Here is a 21,843-nt window from a genome sequence, read left to right as displayed (position 1 = left end):
CCATTGTGGGAGCGAGCTTGCTCGCGATGAGGCCCGCCTGAACACCAAACATCTACCGCTCCTGGATAATGCTCAACCGCTCTCCCACCACCATTTCCGTGATCCAGCCCACCAGGATCGAGGTGTAGGCCTGCTGTGACACGGGGTCGCTCAAGGCATGGTCGGCGCCGTCGATGATCCGGTGCGTCAGCGAATGGGTCTGCTGGCACGCCGCCCGGTAGCTCATGATGGTGGCATGGGGCACGTAGGCATCGGTCTCGGACTCCACCAGCAATACATCGCCGGTGAACTGTGAACACGCATGCAAGGCGCGATTGGTTCCGGCGTGCACCAGGGTGCTGCGGTAATCCAGCAGGTCGGTCTTGTCCAGGTCGCGCTTGGGCGTGTGCCATTGCTCGTCGCGGTACAGCGCCGGCACCCGCAGGGCCAGCCAGCGCACCGGGCGCAGCGAAGTCAGAATCGAAGCCAGGTAGCCGCCATAACTGGTGCCCACCACGGCAATCGCCGAGGTATCCAAGGCCGGGTGCGCGAGCAGTCGGTCGTATGCCGCCAACAGGTCTCGCAGGTTGTCCTCGCGGGTGACTCGCGCCAAGGGAATCCCCGCCCCGCCGGTGTGCCCACGCAAGTCGAAGGTCAAGCACACGCAACCCAGGCCGGCGATGCCTTTGGCCCGTTCCAGGTCCCGCTCCTGGCTGCCACCCCAACCGTGCACGAACAGCACGCCAGGGACCTTCGACTTGGGACTCAGGAACGTCCCGTTCATGCGTTCATCGTCAATCTCGATCTGAATGGTTTCACTTCTAGCCGTCATAGGATTGAACCGTTACGTATTTGAGAAGGAAGTCGCCGTTGTGCGCCGGGCCGCGATAGACCTCCCTCGCGCCGGGCGGCAGCGATTGCTCGGCGTAGGTCTCCACCGAGGACACCCGCACCGCGCTGGTTTGCGGCGCGTCGACGAACACCTGCAACGCCGCCAGCTCGGCACTGCTGGCGCCGCCCATGCGCCACGACTGTTCCAACACGCCGCCACGGGGCTGGCCGGCGGTATCCAGGCCCTGGGCAATGTCGTAATTGCGCCGCGATGCAAAAAAGCTCGGGTAGGCCTGGCTGGCGGCGTCATCGAACACTTGCGCCAGCCGCACCGCCTCGCGCACATCATCGGGCAGTTCGAGCCTGAGCAACTCGATGTAGCCGCCCTGCACCACCAGCAGGTCCGACCCGCCGTACACCTCCAACCCTTCGCTGTCGTGGGTCAGGTGTTGCACACCGCAATAGCTCAGGACCTTGCCATTGATGAAGCTCTGGCCGACGCTCTGGGTCTTGACCTCGTTGAGGTGCTGTTCCAGCACCACCCCATCGCGAAACAGCGCCTGGGCGTCGGGCCCGGCGGCAATTTCATCGAACTGCGCCAGGCTCTTGATCAACCGTTGACCACGCCCGGCACAGGCATGGATCGGCTTGAGGCGGATCGGCCCGGTGTACAGCAAGTGCTCGGCGGCCGGGCGCGCATCCTTGAGCGAAAAGACCGTCACGCCATCGAGTACCGCGCCTCGCGTGAGCTTGGCAAACAGCGGCGACCAGCCTTTGGGCGCCACGGCGTCCTTATTCAACAGACCGTGGGTAATCGCCTTGGTGCAAATAAAATCGTGCTCGACATACCCGCCCCACACGTCCTCCGGCCCTTTGACACCCAGGCGCATCAAGGTTTCGGTGCCGATCAGGGTTTGCGTGGGCAACAGATAAAGATCATGACCGGCCTGAGGGTCATGACTGTCGCCGTACTCCCATCCCAGGATCTGTGCCAGCCACTGGGCCAGCGCACGATTGGTCTCGACTTCATGGTGCGGTGCTTGTGGATTGACCGAATAGGCCACTACCCGCTTGTTGCGATTAACTGGTGTCATGCCTTGCCCTTTTTCCTGCGCTCAATGGCTTTAGACAAGGGAAGGTGCAGAGATCAGGCCAACGAGGTGATGGGCGATGATGGTCAGCCAAGCGGGCGCATCGGAAGCAGTTGATAGCACCGGGCCTGTTTCATTCTGCACGACCCATGGCAGGCATCCCGCAAATTGCACGATGGCCAGCAGCAGACGCAGCCCTCTGTGGCGAGGGAGCTTGCTCCCGCTGGGGTGCGAAGCGCCCCCAAAAAAGAACCTACACCGCGGTGGGTCAGTCAGGATGGTGGGGCTGCTGCGCAGCCCAGCGGGAGCAAGCTCCCTCGCCACAAGGGTCAGTGTCATCCCTTGGGAGTACTCGGCGGATTTACTCCAAACCGCGCCCGGTAATCGCTCGGCGCCAACCCGGTGATTTTCTTGAACGTCGCGCGAAAGGCGCTCGGGTCCTGGTAACCGACGGTCCAGGCAATGTGGTCGATGGTGCCATTGGTGAATTCCAGCATTTCCCGGGCCTTGCCGACGCGCAGGTGCTGGCAGTATTCGGTGGGCTTGAGCCCGGTGGCGGCGCGAAACCTGCGCAGGAAGGTACGTTCTTCCAGACCGGCGCGTTCGGCCATCGCACCGAGGGAAACCTCCACCGCGCCGCTGCTTTGCAACCAATGCTGGACCTTGAGAATCGCTGCATCGCCATGGCCGAGGATGGGCGCGAAGTTACTGCCACACTGGCTCGCGCTGTCGCTGTGCTCGATCACCAGAAATTGCGCGGTGCGCGTGGCGATGCTGGGCCCGAGCAGGCGGTCCACCAGGCGCAGCCCCAGTTCCGACCAGGCCATCAGCCCGGCGGTGGTGATCAGGTCGCCGTCGTCGACAATGGGTTTGTCGGCGTTGAGCTTGATCTTCGGGTAACGGGTGGCGAAATCCTTGGCCGAGGTCCAATGGGTGGTGGCGCTGCGCCCATCGAGCAGGCCGCTTTCGGCCAGCAGGATCGAGCCCACGCAAACTCCCCCCAACACCGTGCCGTCGGCATGTTGCGCCCGCAACCAATCCATCAGCGGCTGAGAGACCAAGCCTTCACTGAAACCGGCAAGGGACGGCGGAATCAACAACGCAACCAGCTTGCCCGCCGGGCCGGTTTCACTGTCGAAGACCCGCAGCGGAGCCTCGCCCTCCTCCGCCCGCCAGTGACTCACCCGCAGCGTTGGCAACTGCACGCTGGCATGCTCGGCCGCGATCCGTTGCGCCACGGAGAACAGATCGGTCAAGCCATGCACCGCCGCCAGTTGCGCGCCGGGGTAGATGAGCACCCCAATCTCGGCGACTGCCCTTTGCTGCGCCATTGTCAGTTTTCCCTCGCTTATTGTCGTTGCGGCCAATCCTCGAACCGGCGGTAAACACCAATACTGGCGCCCTACCCCACCTGATCAAGGAAGCCCCATGTCCAAGCAAGCGCTCATCGTAGTCGATATCCAGAATGACTACTTCCCCCAGGGCAAATGGCCGTTGGTCGGTGCCCAAGCCGCCGCCGATAACGCCGCACTCTTGATCGAAGCCTTTCGCCAGGCCGGCGACAGCGTGGTGCACATCCGCCACGAATTCACCTCCGATGACGCGCCCTTCTTCACCCCAGGTTCCGAAGGCGCCCAATTGCACCCCAAGGTGCTCAACCGCGCCGATGAACCGGTGGTGCTCAAGCATTTCGTCAATTCGTTTCGCGAAACCGAACTGCAAGCCATCCTCGACCAGCACGACATCGAGCAACTGGTGGTGGTCGGCAGCATGAGCCACATGTGCGTCGACGGTGTGGTGCGGGCGGCGGCGGACCTGGGTTACGGCGTCACGCTGATCCATGATGCCTGCGCTACCCTCGACCTGGAATTCAACGGCGTCGTCGTGCCCGCCGCTCAGGTGCATGCGGCGTTCATGGCAGCGCTGGGGTTTGCCTACGCGAGTGTGGTGAGTACCGAGCAATTTCTGGCGGCCAATCGCTAACGACACGACACCTCTAAAAAAAACCGCGCTTCGTCGGCGAAGTGCGGTTTTATCTCAAGCAGCAACGGTGTGCCGGAAGCGATCACGCATCCAGTACTTGCAGCAACCTCGGCATCGTCGCCACAAATCCCATCTGCTGTGCTTCGCGCACCATCCCTTTGAGCTTCTCGCCGCTGGCTTGATCGGCGCTACGCAGCCACTGCCCCGCCACGTCGATCAACCGCACATGATGGGTGATCCAGGCGCACGACGCCGACTCGGGCAATGCTGCCATCTGTTGTCCATGCCAGATCGCCTGTTCGGTATTGCCCGCCAACAGGCAGGTTTCAGCGGCGGCCACGCGAAAGCGCAAAGCGTTGTGGGCCAGGCAGGCCAGGGTGAGCTGGGCTTCGCCCTTCGCCAAGGCCTGCTGGCTGAGCGGCCCATCGTCGCTGATCATCGCCAGACTGCCGTAGACCCACGGCCCGATGTAGCGCTGCAGCTCGAAGCGCTCCACCAGGCTCGCCGCCTCCATGATCAAGCTCTGCGCCAGCCCGCGCTCGCCCTGGCGCAACGCCACCCGCGCCAACCCTTCCAGCAGGATCGCTTCGAAACGGCTGGCGCCGAGATTGCGCGCCAAGGCCAGGGCACAGGTCAGTTCTTGCTCCGCCAAGGCATCCTGACCAGCCGCCACCAACACCCAGGCCGCCGTGAGCCGCGAGAAAACCTGTGCCCGATGATTGCCCAGCCGGGTGCTGCATTCGATGGCTTCCATGGCGTCACGCAAGGCCAGCTCCGGCTGGCCCAGGTACAGCTGCGCCGATCCGCGGGCGCTGCGATTGCCCGCCTCCACGTGCGCCAGCCCATTGCGTTCGCACAGGCGTACGCATTGATCGAACACCTCGTAGGCGGTCTGCATGCGCCCTTGTGCGTAATAAGAGTCGCCAATGCCACTCAGGGCCTTGGCCTCGGTTTCCAGATCCCGACCGATGCGGGCAAAGGACAAGGCCTCTTCATGGAGCCGGCGACACTCGGAGTAATCGCCCCGTGGAAAATAGATGTTCCCGTGCAAGTGATTCAACCGGGCCAGCGCCGTATGGGCCTGCATGGCCCGGGCGATGGGCAGCACGCCCTCGATCAGGCGCTCCTCCTCGTCCAGGCAATCGAGGGTATTGAGGACTGCTGCCAGCCCCAGCGCGGCCTCGATCTGATCCTGTGGCTGCTCGGCCAAAGCCAAGGCCCGCTGCAAATGCGCCCGAGCCTCCACGGTCTGGCCCAGGCCCGAGCACGCCTGACCACACAACAATGCGAAAGGAAAACTGCCCTGCGTACGCTCGGCAAACACCGCGCACTGCCGCGCCAGCGCAAGGATACTGTCGTACTGGCAGGCCAAGCGTTTTTCGGCCATGGCGACCAACAACGCGTCGAACGCCGCCGGATCGTTGGCCCGCAGCAAATGCTGGGCATAGAGCACCCGGTCGCGGTCGCGGTAGAGACTCGCCACCTCACCGTGCAACTGCTCGCGAAGCAACGTAGGTATCGCGTCGTAGAGACAATGCATGACCAAGTCGTGGACAAACAGATAGCTGCCAGGCTCGACTTCCCGCAGCAGCCCCTGGCGCATGTCCGCCGTCGGCAGATAACCGGGCTGCCCCAGCGCTTGGCGCCACAGCGTCAGCTCGAAACGATTGCCCAGCACCGCGGCGTAATGCAGGGCTCGACGTTGCTCGGGGGCCAGCTTGTCAAAGCGGGTCTGGACCAGATGCCGCAGACTGTCGGGGAAAACACCTTGCTGGCTCGACAGCAGTTGCGTCAGGTACAGCGGATTGCCCTGGGCGCGGGCAACACACTCAGCCCGGTAGCGCGGATCAACATCGATGAACTGCTCCGCCAGGACCGTGGCCTCCCGCGCCCGGATCGGCGCGATGTCGAGCAGGCTCATGGGGCTGGAGGAATACGAACGGATTTCGCCGCCCAGCGGGTCATCTTCGGGACGGGACGTCAGCAGCCAGACCACCGGCGCTTCGTCAGTGGCATCGAGCAGCTTGCCCAACAGCGTAAACAGCGTGGTGTCGCCCCAGTGCAGGTCTTCGAGGCAGATCAACAAAGGCTGTTGCACCGCAACGCGCAGCAACACATCGAGCAAAGCCTGGAACAGCCCCTGGGTACGGGCCTGGTTGCCCATCGCGCCATACAGGAGGGGCGGCTCGGCAGACGACACGCCGGTCAGCACTTGCAGGAACATGCGATGTTCGGCGGCCACTTTCAGGCGGGACAAGGCCGCGTCCAACAACGACGCGCTGATGGGCGGCGCCCCACCGAGGTTGAGCAGGCTGGCCACCAATTGCCCCAGAGGCCACAGACTGTTGTCCATGCCGAAATCCAGCACATCGCCGCGATGGCAGGCGAAGCCACGCTGCCGAGCCATTTCGAAAAATTCGCTGACTAATCGGGTCTTGCCAATGCCCGCCATGCCCCGCACATACACGACATGCCCGTCCTGGCATTCCTGGGTGGCCTCGATCACTGCCTTGAACTGCAATAACTCAATGGATCTCCCCACCAACGGACGCGGCGCATTTTCGTCGAGGCTGCGTGGGCGCAGGCATTTGCGATAGGCCTGGAACTCATCGTCGGAGGCGGAAAACTCAAACCGGGCAGCGAGTTGTTCCAGCAGGTTCTGTGCAACATACACCGGCGCATTCCCATGACGATCCAACAACGGCTTTTGTGCGAGCAAAACAGGCTCAGCGTGGGGATCTGCCGCTTCGCCACTCAGGCGCACAAACCGCAGCACCAAGGCATGCCCTGGCGTGACGAATTGCTCGCGGCTCAGCGCCAACGCGCAGAGCAGGCCCCGTTCGCTATCACTGCGATACGCCTGCGGAGAGCCGAATTGGGCGATCACCACATCCTGCGTCATCCCCAGTGGAACGCCACCGAACTGACGCACCAGGCGCTCGATTTCATCCATGAGCGCCGCCACTGGCACACCATCGATCCGAAAGGACAGTTCAAGCACGTAGCGAATGACGCTGTCATCGACCTGTTTCTGCGCCTGTTGCGCAAAGGCCACCTGGTGCAGTTCGGTCATCGTCTGTTGGATGTGCACCAAAGCCGCCGAGACGGGATCGCCGAGCAGCGCACTCACATCGACCCCGAAGGCCGTCGCCAGGTGCCGAGCGGTGCGATAAAGCACCGGCTTGCCGGCTTCGGCCCGCTTGATGGAGGCGATCGAAACGCACAAATGCCGGTTCAGGCAGGCTTCGGCCAGGGTTTCCTGGCTCAGGCCATGCTGTTTGCGCAGCCCTTTCAACGACACCGCGTTCAGCAGAACACGACCGTCGGATATCGAGGTATCGCGCTTGGGCAGGGCAGCAAAGGTGTTTGGTCGCAAGTCCATGTCGATAACCCTTCTACCCTGGGACAACGGCAGCCGATCGAGTGTACTCCAGCGCTTCTTCCGGGTTAATGAAAAGATGGCATTTGGCCTGATACCAAACTGATACCGGACTGACACCGCTCTGGACTGTCCAGGGATCCCACCCCTCCCAATACTGACTCCCATCAACTGCACTTCTGCGGGAGCGATCTCGCGATAGCGGTGGTTCAGCCTGCTTCAATGTAGGATGTGCTGCCGCCATCGCGAGCAAGCCCCACAGACTCGCTGGGCGATTGAGCGCCCTTCCTCTAGCCCTCTTGCGTGCGTGGTCCCATACGATGCAAGTCTTCAACAGTGTTCCCTTTATTGGCGACGGCGTGGAAACAGCGCTCGATCCCCGCCGGTTTCCCTATCTGTTCAACGACCATGGGTTGGCGCAGCCGAGTGTCCAGGTGCGCGGCAACCTGATCCCGCTCAGCCCCGAGAATCCATCCCTGTCCCTGGGCACTCGCTACTCCGGCATCAGTTGGAGGGACCGTGAGGTTCCAACGAACACCGGCTCCTACTGGATAAAGACGTTCGACTTCCACGCCAGCGAAGTGCACTACGCACCGATCTGGGCAACCAAGGAAACGGCGCAAGCCTTCGGCATGACCCTGCTCGGCAACGGCGAATGCCTGCGTTTCGAGTACGACCAACTGATCCTGGGCCAATACACCTACGGCAAATGGGCCGGCCACCAATCGCCCTACCTGGGCCCGGCGCGCCAGCGCGAGCTGCTGACCTACAACCCGACCGACCTCGAATACCACAACTTCCCCCACGCGTTCTTTTCCCGCTACGGACGCTTGCCGCTGGTGATCAGCGTCGCCCGCTGGCGTCCTGCGGCCAGGGAAATTCATCTGGCTGACCTGTGGCTGCGGCCCGGTGATGCATTGGTCCTGCCGCCCAAGCATTACCCCGACATTGCCCCAAGTGACGCCCACGGCATCGAAAACTGGCCGGCCGTCGTGGACATGCATGGCAACCGAAACTCGGCGCTGGCCTGCTGGTTCGGGGAAGGCGAGGACTGTTTGCTGACGGAGACGATCCTGGCCAATTCGACCTTGATGAACTCCCCCCAGGGTAAACCGCACTATCACGAAGAGAAGACGCCGACACGGCATGAGTTACCGGCAAATTATCGGCCGTGAGAGTGACGGCACGGCAGGTGAACATGACCGCGATTGCCCGGTGTACCCAGCGCCCAACAAAAAGCCCCAAGAGCAGAGCACTTGGGGCTTTTCAGGAACTACCTGCGTTATGAGTTCAGGCAGGATCAGAACGGAATATCGTCATCAAAGCTGTCGAAATCCGGAGCCGGTTGCGGCGCGGCCTGTTGTGGGGCCGGGCGTTCGCGTTGTGGCTGTGGAGCGGACTGCGGACGAGGCGCCTGCTGACGCGGGGCCGGAGCCGACTGCTGGTAGTTGTTGCCACCTTGCTGCTGGTCGCCTTGTGGACGGCCACCCAGCAATTGCATGGTGCCTTGCATGTCGACCACGATTTCGGTGGTGTAGCGCTTGATGCCGTCCTTTTCCCACTCGCGAGTCTGCAGCTTGCCCTCGATGTACACCTGCGAACCCTTGCGCAGGTATTCGCCGGCGATCTCAGCCACCTTGCCGAACATCGACACGCGGTGCCATTCGGTCTTCTCGACCTTCTGGCCGGTCTGCTTGTCGGTCCACTGTTCGCTGGTCGCCAGACTCAGGTTGGTCACGGCGTTGCCGTTCGGCAGGTAGCGAACTTCGGGATCCTGGCCGCAAGTACCGACCAATATGACTTTGTTAACCCCACGGGCCATAACGTTCTCCTAGGCTTCGCACGTAGTCGGGGCCGGGTTGTTCACCAGGCGCTCGAGCGTCGCACGATCCAATAATTCGGTGTCCAGTTTGATGTAAACGGCCGCTTCGTCGGCGACCACCACTGCATCGGTTACTCCAACGACGGCCTTCAGACGCTCGGTCAGGCCAGCCTCACGAATCGCCTCGGGCGATAAGGGCAAGCGCAGGCTCGTCACATAGGGAGGTTCGCGCATGGTAACAGCAAAGGCTAACCAAAGTGCAGCCAGCGCGGCACATCCCAGGAACACAACCGACAAACCGCCGTGCTGGAACAGCCAGCCGCCGAGGATCCCACCCAACGCCGAGCCCAGGAACTGGCTGGTGGAGTAGACCCCCATCGCCGTGCCCTTGCCGCCCGCCGGTGAAACCTTGCTGATCAGCGATGGCAGCGATGCTTCCAGCAGATTGAACGCGGTGAAGAACACCACAGTGCCGATCACCAGGGCTCGCAAGCTATCGCCGAACTGCCAGAAGAATAGCTCAGTGAGCATCAGCGTCACGACGGCGCCGAGCAAAACTCGTTTCATTTTGCGTCGTTTCTCGCCATAGATAATGAATGGGATCATGGCGAAGAACGAAATCAGCAACGCGGTAAGGTAGACCCACCAGTGCTGTTCCTTGGGCAGGCCAGCCTTCTCGACCAGGGCCAGCGGCAGGGCCACGAAGCTGGACATCAGCATGGCGTGGAGCACGAAAATGCCCAGGTCCAGGCGCAACAGGTCCGGGTGCTTGAGCGTCGGGATCAGTGCCTGGCGCGCCACCCCGGATTCCCGGTGCTGCAGCGGCCCGGTGGCGCGCGGCACCATGAACGCCACGATCAGGATCCCCACCAACGCCATGGCGCCGGTCGCCAGGAACAGGCCCGACAAGCCAAAGGCACGGGTCAGCAAGGGGCCTACCACCATGGCGACTGCGAATGACAGACCGATGGTCATGCCGATCATGGCCATGGCCTTGGTCCGATGCTGTTCGCGGGTCAAGTCTGACAGCAGCGCCATGACCGCCGCGGAAATAGCCCCGGCGCCTTGTAGGATGCGTCCGGCGATCACGCCCCAGATCGAGTCGGCATTGGCTGCCAGCACACTGCCAAGGGCGAAGACGATCAACCCCAGGTAGATGACGGGGCGCCGGCCGATGCGGTCGGAAATGACCCCGAACGGGATCTGGAAGATCGCCTGGGTCAGGCCATAAGCGCCAATCGCCAACCCGATGAGGGCCGGGGTCGCGCCCGCCAGGTCCATGCCATAGGTCGCCAGCACCGGCAACACCATGAACATGCCCAGCATACGGAAGGCGAACACCAGGGCCAGACCGCTTGCTGCGCGTGTCTCGCCACTACTCATGCGTTCGCTGTGGGGATCTTGCATGTAAAAACCTCATGTGAACCGGCGGCGATTCTACCAGTCCCATCGATTGAGAGGGTATATGGCGACCGTTTGCCGCGCAGTCTTCATGTATGGCTGCAACCGCACCTTCAATAGTGTGCATCCATCCAGTATTTGCCCGTATACTCCTACGTTTTCGACGCCCGCCGAGCGAGGCCACTTTGGACAAGATCCTGATTCGTGGGGCCCGTACCCACAACCTGAAGAACATCGACCTGACCCTGCCACGGGACAAGCTGATCGTCATCACCGGCCTGTCCGGATCCGGCAAATCATCCCTGGCCTTCGACACGTTGTACGCCGAAGGCCAGCGACGCTATGTCGAATCGCTGTCGGCCTACGCCCGGCAGTTCCTGTCGATGATGGAAAAACCCGACGTCGACACCATCGAAGGCCTGTCGCCGGCGATTTCCATCGAACAGAAGTCGACCTCCCATAACCCACGGTCGACGGTCGGCACCATCACCGAGATCTACGACTACCTGCGTCTGCTGTATGCGCGGGTCGGTATTCCCCGTTGCCCCGATCACGACATTCCCCTGGAAGCCCAGACCGTCAGCCAGATGGTCGACCTGGTGCTGGCCCAGCCGGAAGGCAGCAAGCTGATGCTGCTGGCGCCAGTGATTCGCGAGCGCAAGGGCGAACACCTGATGGTTTTCGAAGAGCTGCGCGCCCAGGGCTTCGTGCGGGCCCGGGTCAACGGCAAGCTGTGCGAACTGGACGAATTGCCGAAGCTGGATAAACAGAAGAAGCATTCGATCGATGTGGTGGTCGACCGCTTCAAGGTCCGGGCCGACTTGCAACAGCGGCTGGCCGAGTCTTTCGAGACGGCGCTGAAGCTGGCCGACGGCATCGCCCTGGTCGCGCCGATGGACGACGAGCCCGGCGAAGAGATCATTTTCTCCGCGCGCTTCGCCTGCCCGATCTGCGGCCACGCCATCAGCGAGCTGGAACCCAAGCTGTTCTCCTTCAACAACCCGGCTGGCGCCTGCCCGACCTGCGACGGCCTGGGGGTCAAGCAGTTCTTCGACACCAAGCGGCTGGTCAATGGCGAGCTGACCCTGGCCGAAGGCGCGATTCGCGGCTGGGACAGGCGCAACGTCTATTACTTCCAGATGCTCGGTTCGCTGGCGGCCCATTACAAGTTCAGCCTGGACATGCCGTTCAACGAGTTGCCCGCCGACCAGCAGAAATTCATCCTGCAGGGCAGCGGCTCGCAGAATGTCGACTTCAAATACCTCAACGACCGCGGCGATATCGTCAAGCGCTCCCACCCGTTCGAAGGCATCGTGCCAAACCTGGAGCGACGCTACCGCGAGACAGAGTCGGCCAGCGTGCGCGAAGAACTGGCCAAGTTCCTCAGCACCCAGCCCTGCCCCGATTGCCGTGGCACCCGCCTGCGTCGCGAAGCGCGGCACGTGTGGGTCGGCGAGAAGACGCTACCAGCGGTGACCAACCTGCCGATTGGCGACGCCACCGATTATTTCGGCGGCTTGAAGCTCACCGGTCGTCGTGGCGAAATCGCCGACAAGATCCTCAAGGAAATCCGCGAGCGCCTGCAGTTCCTGGTAAACGTCGGCCTGGATTACCTGACCCTCGATCGCAGCGCCGACACCCTGTCCGGCGGCGAAGCCCAGCGTATTCGCCTCGCCAGCCAGATCGGCGCCGGCCTGGTGGGGGTGATGTACATCCTCGACGAGCCGTCCATCGGACTGCATCAACGGGATAACGACCGCTTGCTCGGGACCCTGAAGCACCTGCGGGACATCGGCAACACGGTGATCGTGGTCGAGCACGACGAGGATGCCATCCGCCTGGCCGACTACGTCGTCGACATCGGCCCGGGCGCGGGCGTGCATGGCGGGCACATCGTCGCCCAGGGCACCGCCGCCGAAGTCATGGCGCACCCTGATTCACTGACGGGCAAATACCTGTCGGGCCGGGTCAAGATCAAAGTCCCGGCCAAACGTACGCCGCGCAACAAGAAATTGTCGCTGACCCTCAAGGGTGCTCGCGGCAACAACTTGCGCAACGTCGACCTGGAAATCCCGATCGGCCTGCTGACCTGCGTTACCGGCGTGTCCGGCTCCGGAAAATCGACGCTGATCAACAACACCCTGTTCCCCCTCAGTGCCACCGCCCTGAACGGCGCCACCACCCTGGAAGCGGCCGCCCACGACAGCATCAAGGGCCTGGAGCACCTGGATAAAGTCGTCGACATCGACCAAAGCCCCATCGGCCGTACCCCGCGCTCCAACCCGGCGACCTATACCGGGCTGTTTACGCCGATCCGCGAACTGTTCGCCGGCGTGCCGGAGTCCCGTTCACGGGGCTACGGCCCGGGGCGTTTCTCGTTCAACGTCAAGGGCGGGCGCTGCGAGGCCTGCCAGGGCGATGGCTTGATCAAGGTGGAAATGCACTTCCTGCCAGACATCTACGTGCCGTGCGATGTGTGCAAGAGCAAGCGCTACAACCGCGAAACCCTGGAGATCAAGTACAAGGGCAAGAACATCCACGAAACCCTCGAGATGACCATCGAGGAGGCCCGGGTGTTCTTCGACGCGGTGCCGGCCCTGGCGCGCAAGCTCCAGACGCTGATGGATGTCGGCCTGTCGTATATCAAGCTGGGGCAGTCTGCAACCACGCTGTCTGGCGGTGAAGCCCAGCGGGTCAAGTTGTCCCGCGAACTGTCCAAGCGCGACACCGGCAAGACCCTGTATATCCTCGACGAGCCGACCACAGGCCTGCACTTCGCCGATATCCAGCAATTGCTCGACGTGCTGCACCGCCTTCGCGACCACGGCAACACCGTAGTGGTGATCGAACACAACCTGGACGTGATCAAGACCGCTGACTGGCTGGTGGACCTGGGGCCGGAAGGCGGCTCCAAAGGCGGCCAGATCATCGCCGTGGGTACGCCGGAACAAGTGGCCGAGATGAAGCAGTCCTACACCGGCTACTACCTCAAGCCGCTGCTGGAACGTGATCGGGACTGATTTCAACCGAGCACGAAAAAGCCCCTGTCATCTCATCGATGGCAGGGGCTTTTTGTTTTCCTATGGGAGCGAGCTTGCTCCCATAATAAATACATCAGAACTGCGATTGCAGGTAGTTTTCCAACCCGATCAGCTTGATCAGACCCAACTGCTTCTCCAGCCAGTAGGTGTGGTCTTCTTCGGTGTCGTTGAGCTGGATCCGCAGGATCTCGCGGGTCACGTAGTCGTTGTGCTGCTCGCAGAGCTCGATGCCTTTGCACAGCGCAGCGCGGACTTTGTATTCCAGGCGCAGGTCGGCGGCGAGCATGTCGGGCACCGTGGTACCGACGTCGAGATCATCGGCGCGCATGCGTGGCGTGCCTTCGAGCATCAGGATCCGGCGCATCAGTGCATCGGCGTGCTGGGTCTCTTCTTCCATCTCGTGGTTGATACGTTCGTAGAGCTCGGTAAAACCCCAATCCTCGTACATCCGCGAATGGATGAAATATTGATCACGGGCTGCCAGTTCGCCTGTCAGCAACGTGTTGAGGTAATCGATTACGTCTGGGTGACCTTGCATCGCCCTACATCTCCACAAGCTTTTAAAGGTTGTAGTTTGAACCAAGCTGACCGCAAGGTCACTGCCTCAACGCAACAAAAGCGAAGAAAATCCGAGAAAACCAGGTTAAATAACGCAAAAACCGCCCTAATGAGGGCGGTTCTGCTTCTCGTTTAGACTTAGTTAAGCGCTACACCCAAGGCTTTTGCGATGCCCTCTCCATAGGCAACATCGGCCTTGAAGAAATGTTGCAACTGACGGTCAACCACATCTGCCGACACGCCTCCCATTGCACCGGCGATGTTGCTGATCAACAGCGCCTTCTGCTCATCGCTCATCAAGCGGAACAGCGCACCGGCGTGGCTGTAGTAGTCGGTGTCTTCGCGATGATCGTAACGGTCCGCCGCACCACTGAGGGCCAGTGCTGGTTCTGCATAACGCGGGGCCTGCTTTGGCGCCTCCACGTAGCTGTTAGGCTCGTAGTTCGGTGCCGCCCCGCCATTGCTGCCAAACGCCATGGCACCGTCGCGCTGGTAGGTATTGACCGGACTGCGCGGCGCATTCACCGGCAATTGCTGGTGATTGGTGCCCACACGGTAGCGGTGCGCATCAGCGTAGGCGAAGACACGGCCCTGCAGCATGCGGTCCGGCGAGAGCCCAACACCTGGCACCATGTTGCTCGGGCCGAACGCCGCTTGCTCGACTTCAGCAAAGTAGTTCAGCGGGTTACGGTTGAGCTCGAGCACACCGACTTCGATCAACGGAAACTCTTTCTGCGACCAGGTCTTGGTGACATCGAAGGGATTCTCGTAATGCGCTGCGGCCTGGGCCTCGGTCATGACCTGGATGCAAACACTCCATTTCGGGAAGTCACCGCGCTCGATGGCGCTGAACAAGTCACGCTGGGCGTAATCCGGGTCGGTACCCGCCAGGCGTGCTGCCTCTGCCGGCGCGAGGTTCTTGATCCCTTGCTGGGTCTTGTAGTGCCACTTCACCCAGTGGCGCTCACCCTGCGCGTTGATCAGGCTGTAGGTATGACTACCGAAGCCGTGCATGTGGCGGTAGCCATCCGGAATGCCGCGATCAGAGAACAGAATGGTGACCTGGTGCAACGCCTCTGGCGAATGCGACCAGAAATCCCACATCGCCTGGGCGCTTTTCAGGTTGCTTTGCGGCAGACGTTTCTGGGTGTGGATGAAGTCTGGAAACTTCAACGGATCACGAATGAAGAATACCGGCGTGTTGTTGCCGACGATGTCCCAGTTACCTTCCTCGGTGTAGAACTTCAGGGCGAAACCGCGTGGGTCGCGTTCAGTGTCGGCCGAACCACGCTCGCCACCCACGGTGGAGAACCGCAGGAAGGTGGGCGTCTGCTTGCCGACCGACTCGAACAACTTGGCGCTGGTGTACAGGGTAATGTCCTGGGTGACGGTAAATGTACCGTAGGCGCCCGAGCCTTTGGCGTGCACACGGCGCTCAGGAATGTTCTCGCGATTGAAGTGAGCAAGCTTCTCGATCAGGTGGAAATCGTCGAGCAGCAGCGGGCCGCGCGGGCCGGCGGAACGAGAGTTCTGGTTATCGGCGACAGGAGCGCCGCTGGCGGTCGTAAGCGTTTTGGTCTGGCTCATGCTCAATCTTCCTAGGTCGGTCTTCGAACTGCCGGCTAATCGGCTGGAAAGGAGTATTGATCATATTAATGACAGTATCCAAATTCATTAAATCATGGACATCGATAGTCATTATCTAACGTTGAAGACTTGCGATAGCCAAGCCGGGCGAAACGGTTTGTCTGCTTTTCTATCAGGCACAAAAAACCGGGCACAAGGCCCGGTTTTTTGTATGTTGCCGACTTACTCAGCGGATACAGCTTCACCGCTGGTAGCACGATCAACCAACTCGACGTACGCCATAGGCGCGTTGTCGCCAGCGCGGAAACCGCACTTGAGGATGCGCAGGTAGCCACCCTCACGGGTAGCGTAACGCTTGCCCAGGTCGTTGAAGAGCTTACCAACGATAGCTTTCGAACGAGTACGGTCGAAAGCCAGACGGCGGTTAGCCAGGCTATCTGTCTTGGCCAGAGTGATCAGCGGCTCAGCAACGCGACGCAGTTCTTTGGCTTTCGGCAGTGTAGTTTTGATCAGCTCGTGCTCGAACAGCGACACCGCCATGTTTTGGAACATGGCCTTGCGGTGCGAGCTGGTGCGGCTCAGGTGACGACCACTTTTACGATGACGCATGGTTCATTCCTTACCAAACACAACGTTCGGTGATTACGACGATCAGGCAGTCGCCTTGTCGTCCTTCTTAAGACTTGCAGGCGGCCAGTTGTCGAGGCGCATGCCGAGGGACAGACCGCGGGAGGCCAGAACGTCCTTGATTTCAGTCAAGGATTTCTTGCCAAGGTTCGGAGTCTTCAACAGCTCTACTTCGGTACGCTGAATCAGGTCGCCGATGTAGTAGATGTTTTCCGCCTTAAGGCAGTTAGCCGAACGTACAGTCAGTTCCAGATCGTCAACCGGGCGAAGCAGGATCGGATCGATCTCGTCTTCCTGCTCGACAACCACTGGCTCACTGTCACCCTTGAGGTCGACGAACGCAGCCAACTGCTGTTGCAGGATGGTTGCAGCACGGCGGATAGCCTCTTCAGGATCCAGGGTACCGTTGGTTTCCAGATCAATAACCAGCTTGTCCAGGTTGGTACGCTGTTCGACACGGGCGTTTTCCACCACGTATGCGATACGGCGAACCGGGCTGAACGAAGAGTCAAGCTGCAAGCGACCGATGCTGCGGCTTTCGTCTTCATCGCTCTGACGCGAGTCTGCCGGTTCATAACCACGACCACGAGCTACAGTGAGCTTCATGTTCAGGGCGCCGTTAGACGCCAGGTTAGCGATTACGTGATCGGGGTTAACGATCTCGACATCATGATCCAGCTGAATATCGGCAGCGGTAACCACCCCCGAACCCTTCTTCGACAAGGTCAGCGTAACTTCGTCACGACCGTGCAGCTTGATAGCCAGACCTTTAAGGTTCAACAGGATTTCAATTACATCTTCCTGTACACCTTCGATGGCGCTGTACTCGTGGAGCACACCGTCAATCTCGGCCTCGACTACTGCACAGCCGGGCATTGAGGACAACAGGATGCGGCGCAGCGCGTTGCCCAGGGTGTGGCCGAAACCACGCTCGAGAGGCTCGAGTGTGATCTTGGCGCGGGTTGGACTGACAACCTGCACATCAATATGGCGGGGTGTCAGGAACTCATTTACCGAAATCTGCATGGATGCACCTATTTTCTAGCCCTTACTTGGAGTAGAGCTCGACAATCAGGCTTTCGTTGATGTCGGCGGACAGATCACTGCGAGCAGGAACGTTCTTGAAAACGCCCGACTTCTTCTCAGTGTCTACTTCTACCCATTCTACGCGGCCACGTTGGGCACACAGATCGAGAGCTTGGACAATGCGAAGTTGGTTCTTTGCTTTCTCGCGAACAGCAACCACGTCACCAGCACGAACCTGGTAGGACGGAACGTTTACGGTCTGACCGTTAACGCTGATCGACTTGTGCGATACCAGCTGACGGGATTCGGCACGAGTAGAACCGAAACCCATACGGTATACAACGTTGTCCAGACGGCATTCGAGCAGTTGCAACAGGTTTTCGCCGGTTGCGCCTTTCTTGCCAGCTGCTTCTTTGTAGTAGCCGCTGAATTGACGCTCGAGAACGCCGTAGATACGACGGACCTTCTGCTTTTCACGCAGTTGGGTGCCGTAGTCGGACTGGCGACCGCGGCGTTGGCCGTGGATACCAGGTGCTGCTTCAATGTTGCACTTCGATTCGATCGCGCGCACGCCGCTCTTCAGAAAAAGATCGGTGCCTTCGCGACGAGCGAGTTTGCATTTTGGACCAATGTAACGAGCCATTCTTTACAATCTCCTGGATTACACGCGGCGCTTCTTCGGCGGACGGCACCCGTTGTGCGGGATTGGCGTCACGTCGGTGATGCTGGCGATCTTGTAGCCACAGCCGTTCAAAGCGCGGACTGCGGATTCACGACCTGGACCTGGACCTTTGACGTTGACGTCGAGGTTTTTCAGGCCGTATTCCAGCGCAGCTTGACCAGCACGTTCAGCAGCTACTTGAGCAGCGAACGGGGTGGACTTGCGGGAACCGCGGAAACCCGAACCACCGGAGGTAGCCCAGGAAAGAGCGTTACCTTGACGGTCGGTAATGGTCACGATGGTGTTGTTAAAAGAAGCATGGATGTGGGCGATGCCATCAACCACTGTCTTTTTAACTTTTTTACGAGGACGAGCAGCAGGTTTTGCCATGATTAAATTCCTGTCGATTCGCTGGGGCGATTACTTGCGGATCGGCTTACGCGGACCTTTACGGGTACGCGCGTTGGTCTTGGTACGCTGACCGCGTACTGGCAGACCACGACGATGACGCAGACCGCGATAGCAACCGAGGTCCATCAAGCGCTTGATTTTCATGTTGATTTCGCGACGCAGGTCACCTTCAGTGGTGAACTTCGCCACTTCGCCACGCAGCTGTTCAATCTGCTCGTCGCTCAGATCTTTGATCTTTGCCGCTGGGTTGACCCCAGTCACTGCACAAATTTTCTGTGCAGTAGTGCGACCAACACCATAGATGTAGGTCAGCGAGATAACAGTATGCTTGTTATCTGGAATGTTGACGCCTGCAATACGGGCCATTCAGTGGGACTCCAATTGACAGCTACCTACGCCCCGGAAGCCAAGAAATAGGGCGCGAGATAATATCGCTGTAATAACAAATAATCAACCCGGCAGCGCACTAGCTGCCGGGCTTAAGCACAATCACACTCAGCCTTGGCGCTGTTTGTGACGCGGTTCCGCGCTGCAAATTACCCGAACAACACCTTCGCGGCGAATAATCTTGCAGTTACGGCACAGCTTTTTCACCGATGCACGAACTTTCATCACCAACTCCTCGAACCTTATGGACGCTACTCAGCGCAACATGCCGCTGCCGTAGCCCTTCAGGTTGGCTTTCTTCATCAGGGATTCGTACTGGTGCGAAACGAGGTGCGATTGTACTTGGGACATGAAGTCCATCACAACCACGACCACGATCAGCAACGAGGTCCCGCCAAGGTAGAACGGTACGTTTGCCGCAACCACCAGGAACTGGGGAAGCAGGCACACGGCCGTCATGTAAAGAGCACCGAACAAGGTCAAACGAGTCAGAACGCCATCAATGTAGCGCGCCGACTGCTCACCTGGACGGATACCCGGAATAAAGGCACCGGACTTCTTCAGGTTTTCCGCTACGTCTTTCGGATTGAACATCAACGCCGTATAGAAGAAGCAGAAGAAAATAATCCCTGCACTAAACAGCAGAATATTCAACGGCTGACCAGGAGCGATCGACTGCGAGATGTCCTGCAACCAGCCCATACCTTCAGACTGGCCGAACCAGGCACCCAACGAAGCCGGGAACAGCAAGATGCTGCTCGCGAAAATAGCCGGGATAACGCCGGCCATGTTCACCTTCAACGGCAAGTGGCTGGTCTGCGCAGCAAACACCTTGCGGCCCTGCTGACGCTTGGCGTAGTGAACAGCAATACGACGCTGGCCACGCTCAATGAACACCACGAAACCGATAATCGCTACTGCCAGCAAACCGATGGCAACCAGGGCGAAGATGTTGATATCACCCTGACGCGCAGACTCGAAAGACTGCCCGATCGCTCTCGGAAGACCGGCGACGATACCTGCGAAGATCAACATCGAGATACCGTTGCCAACACCACGCTCAGTAATCTGCTCACCCAGCCACATCATGAACATCGCGCCCGCCACAAAAGTGGTTACCGCAACGAAATGGAAGCCAAAGTCACCAGTGAACGCTACGCCCTGCCCCGCCAGACCGATGGACATGCCAACAGCCTGGACGAGAGCGAGGACGACAGTGAGGTAGCGGGTGTACTGGCTGATCTTGCGACGGCCAGCTTCACCTTCCTTCTTCAACTGCTCCAGCTGCGGGCTGACGGCGCTCATCAATTGCATGATGATCGATGCCGAAATGTACGGCATGATCCCCAGTGCAAAGATGCTCATCCGCTCCAGCGCGCCGCCGGAAAACATGTTGAACAAGCTAAGAATGGTCCCCTCATTCTGTCGAAACAGGTCCGCGAGTCGGTCCGGGTTGATACCTGGAACCGGGATGTGTGCGCCTATTCGGTAGACGATAATCGCCAGGAACAGAAAACGCAGACGAGCCCAGAGTTCAGACATACCGCCTTTGCCGAGCGCAGAGAGAGCACCTTGCTTAGCCATTTATTCCTCGAATTTGCCGCCAGCTGCTTCGATAGCCGCGCGCGCACCTTTGGTGGCGCCGATTCCCTTTCCGATGGTGACAGCACGAGCAACTTCGCCCGACAGCATGATTTTCACACGCTGAACGTTCTGGTTGATCACGTTGGCATCCTTCAGGGACTGCACGGTGACGATGTCGCCATCCACTTTGGCCAGCTCGGACAGACGCACTTCTGCGCGGTCCATGGCTTTCAGGGAAACGAAACCGAACTTCGGCAGGCGACGATGCAGCGGCTGTTGACCGCCTTCAAAGCCTGGAGCAATGGTGCCACCGGAGCGGGAGGTCTGACCTTTGTGGCCACGGCCACCGGTCTTGCCCAAACCACTACCGATACCACGGCCCGGACGATGCTTTTCACGACGGGAACCCGGCGCTGGACTCAGATCATTGAGTTTCATCGATTAACCCTCGACACGCAGCATGTAGTAAGCCTTGTTGATCATCCCGCGATTCTCGGGAGTATCCAGGACTTCTACAGTGTGACCGATGCGACGCAGACCCAGACCCTTAACGCACAGTTTGTGGTTAGGGATGCGGCCGGTCATGCTTTTGATCAGCGTAACTTTTACGGTAGCCATGATCAGAAGATCTCCTTGACGCTTTTGCCACGCTTGGCGGCAATGGATTCAGGAGACTGCATTGCTTTCAAACCCTTGAAAGTGGCGTGAACCACGTTTACCGGGTTAGTCGAGCCGTAGCACTTGGCCAGAACGTTCTGAACGCCAGCAACTTCGAGGACAGCACGCATAGCGCCGCCAGCGATGATACCGGTACCTTCAGAAGCAGGCTGCATGTACACCTTCGAAGCGCCATGGGCAGACTTCATTGCGTACTGCAGCGTGGTGCCGTTCAGATCAACCTGGATCATGTTGCGGCGAGCAGCCTCCATTGCCTTCTGGATCGCAGCAGGCACTTCACGCGACTTGCCACGGCCGAAGCCAACACGGCCCTTACCATCACCCACTACGGTCAACGCAGTGAAAGTGAAGATACGGCCGCCTTTAACGGTTTTGGCTACGCGGTTAACTTGAACCAGCTTCTCGATGTAGCCTTCGTCGCGCTTTTGGTCGTTATTTGACATAACTTAGAACTCCAGCCCAGCTTCACGAGCAGCATCAGCCAGCGCCTTGACGCGGCCGTGGTACTTGAAGCCAGAGCGGTCGAAAGCCACCTGCGAGACGCCAGCGGCTTTAGCACGCGTAGCGACCAGCTGGCCAACCTTAGTGGCCGCGTCGATGTTGCCAGTGGCGCCATCACGCAGTTCTTTATCCAAAGTCGAGGCACTTGCCAGGACTTTGTTGCCGTCGGCCGAAATGACCTGGGCGTAGATGTGCTGCGACGAGCGGAACACGCAGAGACGCACGACTTCGAGTTCGTGCATTTTCAGGCGTGCTTTGCGAGCGCGACGCAGTCGAGTAACTTTTTTGTCGGTCAT

The 21,843-nt window shown here is 60.0% G+C and carries 22 protein-coding genes; 3 read left to right on the top strand and 19 right to left on the bottom strand.

All coding sequences use genetic code 11. The annotated features are described in order from the left end of the window. Positions 1 to 52: 52 nt before the first annotated feature. From Q7F16_RS26330 to Q7F16_RS26320, 3 genes are all read right to left on the bottom strand, one after another. Positions 53 to 811 carry an alpha/beta hydrolase family protein gene (locus Q7F16_RS26330; RefSeq protein ID WP_018612260.1) on the bottom strand — a complete coding sequence of 253 codons (759 nt, stop codon included), beginning with the start codon at positions 809 to 811 and terminating at the stop codon, positions 53 to 55. After that, the gene (locus Q7F16_RS26325) at positions 801 to 1,904 is read right to left on the bottom strand and encodes a DUF3182 family protein (protein ID WP_409557073.1); all 1,104 of its coding nucleotides are present in this window, start codon (positions 1,902 to 1,904) and stop codon (positions 801 to 803) included. Before Q7F16_RS26325 ends, Q7F16_RS26330 begins: the two co-directional genes overlap by 11 nt. Before the next feature lie 332 nt (positions 1,905 to 2,236). Beyond that, complete coding sequence (locus Q7F16_RS26320) at positions 2,237 to 3,232, bottom strand: GlxA family transcriptional regulator (protein ID WP_409557072.1); 996 nt, start codon at positions 3,230 to 3,232, stop codon at positions 2,237 to 2,239. Positions 3,233 to 3,329: 97 nt separating this feature from the next. Between Q7F16_RS26320 and Q7F16_RS26315 the strand changes: the two genes are divergently transcribed. Then, positions 3,330 to 3,884 (top strand): cysteine hydrolase family protein, encoded by a 555-nt coding sequence (locus tag Q7F16_RS26315; RefSeq protein ID WP_409557071.1) that lies wholly within the window; start codon positions 3,330 to 3,332, stop codon positions 3,882 to 3,884. An 82-nt stretch (positions 3,885 to 3,966) separates the two neighbouring features. Here Q7F16_RS26315 and Q7F16_RS26310 read toward each other — a convergent pair whose 3' ends face one another. Continuing rightward, the gene (locus Q7F16_RS26310; protein WP_409557070.1) at positions 3,967 to 7,266 is read right to left on the bottom strand and encodes an AAA family ATPase; all 3,300 of its coding nucleotides are present in this window, start codon (positions 7,264 to 7,266) and stop codon (positions 3,967 to 3,969) included. A gap of 317 nt (positions 7,267 to 7,583) precedes the next feature. On the opposite strand from Q7F16_RS26310, the gene Q7F16_RS26305 reads away from it, so the two are divergent. After that, complete coding sequence (locus tag Q7F16_RS26305) at positions 7,584 to 8,438, top strand: hypothetical protein (protein ID WP_046064834.1); 855 nt, start codon at positions 7,584 to 7,586, stop codon at positions 8,436 to 8,438. Between the two features lie 125 nt (positions 8,439 to 8,563). Here Q7F16_RS26305 and Q7F16_RS26300 read toward each other — a convergent pair whose 3' ends face one another. Next, complete coding sequence (locus Q7F16_RS26300) at positions 8,564 to 9,085, bottom strand: single-stranded DNA-binding protein (protein ID WP_003206078.1); 522 nt, start codon at positions 9,083 to 9,085, stop codon at positions 8,564 to 8,566. A gap of 9 nt (positions 9,086 to 9,094) precedes the next feature. Next, positions 9,095 to 10,492 (bottom strand): MFS transporter, encoded by a 1,398-nt coding sequence (locus Q7F16_RS26295; RefSeq protein WP_014340468.1) that lies wholly within the window; start codon positions 10,490 to 10,492, stop codon positions 9,095 to 9,097. A gap of 179 nt (positions 10,493 to 10,671) precedes the next feature. Between Q7F16_RS26295 and uvrA the strand changes: the two genes are divergently transcribed. Beyond that, entirely contained in the window at positions 10,672 to 13,506 is a 2,835-nt protein-coding gene (uvrA, locus tag Q7F16_RS26290; RefSeq protein ID WP_003206082.1) for an excinuclease ABC subunit UvrA, read from the top strand. Positions 13,507 to 13,600: 94 nt separating this feature from the next. Here the strand turns inward: uvrA and bfr are convergent, their stop codons facing one another. The 13 genes from bfr to rplR all read right to left on the bottom strand — a co-directional run bounded on the left by bfr (position 13,601) and on the right by rplR (position 21,843). Then, entirely contained in the window at positions 13,601 to 14,065 is a 465-nt protein-coding gene (bfr, locus tag Q7F16_RS26285) for a bacterioferritin (RefSeq protein ID WP_014340470.1), read from the bottom strand. A gap of 158 nt (positions 14,066 to 14,223) precedes the next feature. Continuing rightward, on the bottom strand, positions 14,224 to 15,672 hold the full coding sequence (locus Q7F16_RS26280; protein ID WP_409557069.1) for a catalase: 1,449 nt from the start codon (positions 15,670 to 15,672) through the stop codon (positions 14,224 to 14,226). A gap of 222 nt (positions 15,673 to 15,894) precedes the next feature. Further along, positions 15,895 to 16,281 carry a 50S ribosomal protein L17 gene (gene rplQ / locus Q7F16_RS26275; protein WP_003186009.1) on the bottom strand — a complete coding sequence of 129 codons (387 nt, stop codon included), beginning with the start codon at positions 16,279 to 16,281 and terminating at the stop codon, positions 15,895 to 15,897. A 42-nt stretch (positions 16,282 to 16,323) separates the two neighbouring features. Further along, entirely contained in the window at positions 16,324 to 17,325 is a 1,002-nt protein-coding gene (locus Q7F16_RS26270) for a DNA-directed RNA polymerase subunit alpha (protein WP_003186012.1), read from the bottom strand. Positions 17,326 to 17,347: 22 nt separating this feature from the next. Continuing rightward, a complete protein-coding gene (rpsD, locus tag Q7F16_RS26265) occupies positions 17,348 to 17,968 on the bottom strand; it encodes a 30S ribosomal protein S4 (protein ID WP_003176404.1) in 621 nt (206 codons plus the stop codon). Positions 17,969 to 17,986: 18 nt separating this feature from the next. After that, positions 17,987 to 18,376, bottom strand: coding sequence for a 30S ribosomal protein S11 (rpsK, locus tag Q7F16_RS26260; protein ID WP_002555466.1), 390 nt, complete (start codon positions 18,374 to 18,376; stop codon positions 17,987 to 17,989). Positions 18,377 to 18,406: 30 nt separating this feature from the next. Beyond that, positions 18,407 to 18,763, bottom strand: coding sequence for a 30S ribosomal protein S13 (rpsM, locus tag Q7F16_RS26255; protein ID WP_003186020.1), 357 nt, complete (start codon positions 18,761 to 18,763; stop codon positions 18,407 to 18,409). A 129-nt stretch (positions 18,764 to 18,892) separates the two neighbouring features. Beyond that, positions 18,893 to 19,009 (bottom strand): 50S ribosomal protein L36, encoded by a 117-nt coding sequence (gene rpmJ / locus Q7F16_RS26250; protein ID WP_002555468.1) that lies wholly within the window; start codon positions 19,007 to 19,009, stop codon positions 18,893 to 18,895. Between the two features lie 30 nt (positions 19,010 to 19,039). Continuing rightward, positions 19,040 to 20,368: a preprotein translocase subunit SecY gene (gene secY / locus Q7F16_RS26245; protein ID WP_018612224.1), complete on the bottom strand. Its 1,329-nt coding sequence runs from the start codon at positions 20,366 to 20,368 to the stop codon at positions 19,040 to 19,042. Further along, complete coding sequence (gene rplO / locus Q7F16_RS26240; RefSeq protein WP_003186032.1) at positions 20,369 to 20,806, bottom strand: 50S ribosomal protein L15; 438 nt, start codon at positions 20,804 to 20,806, stop codon at positions 20,369 to 20,371. Between the two features lie 3 nt (positions 20,807 to 20,809). Beyond that, positions 20,810 to 20,986, bottom strand: a complete 177-nt coding sequence (rpmD, locus tag Q7F16_RS26235) for a 50S ribosomal protein L30 (protein WP_003186033.1) — start codon at positions 20,984 to 20,986, stop codon at positions 20,810 to 20,812. A gap of 2 nt (positions 20,987 to 20,988) precedes the next feature. Continuing rightward, entirely contained in the window at positions 20,989 to 21,489 is a 501-nt protein-coding gene (gene rpsE / locus Q7F16_RS26230; protein WP_003186035.1) for a 30S ribosomal protein S5, read from the bottom strand. 3 nt (positions 21,490 to 21,492) lie between these two features. Further along, positions 21,493 to 21,843, bottom strand: coding sequence for a 50S ribosomal protein L18 (gene rplR / locus Q7F16_RS26225; protein WP_003186037.1), 351 nt, complete (start codon positions 21,841 to 21,843; stop codon positions 21,493 to 21,495).

This window comes from Pseudomonas sp. Lb2C2, assembly GCF_052112205.1.
In the GTDB taxonomy this organism is placed as follows: Bacteria; Pseudomonadota; Gammaproteobacteria; order Pseudomonadales; family Pseudomonadaceae; genus Aquipseudomonas; species Aquipseudomonas kilonensis.
The sequence above is the reverse complement of the archived record's forward strand: the minus strand, read 5'-3'. Positions and strand labels throughout refer to the sequence as shown.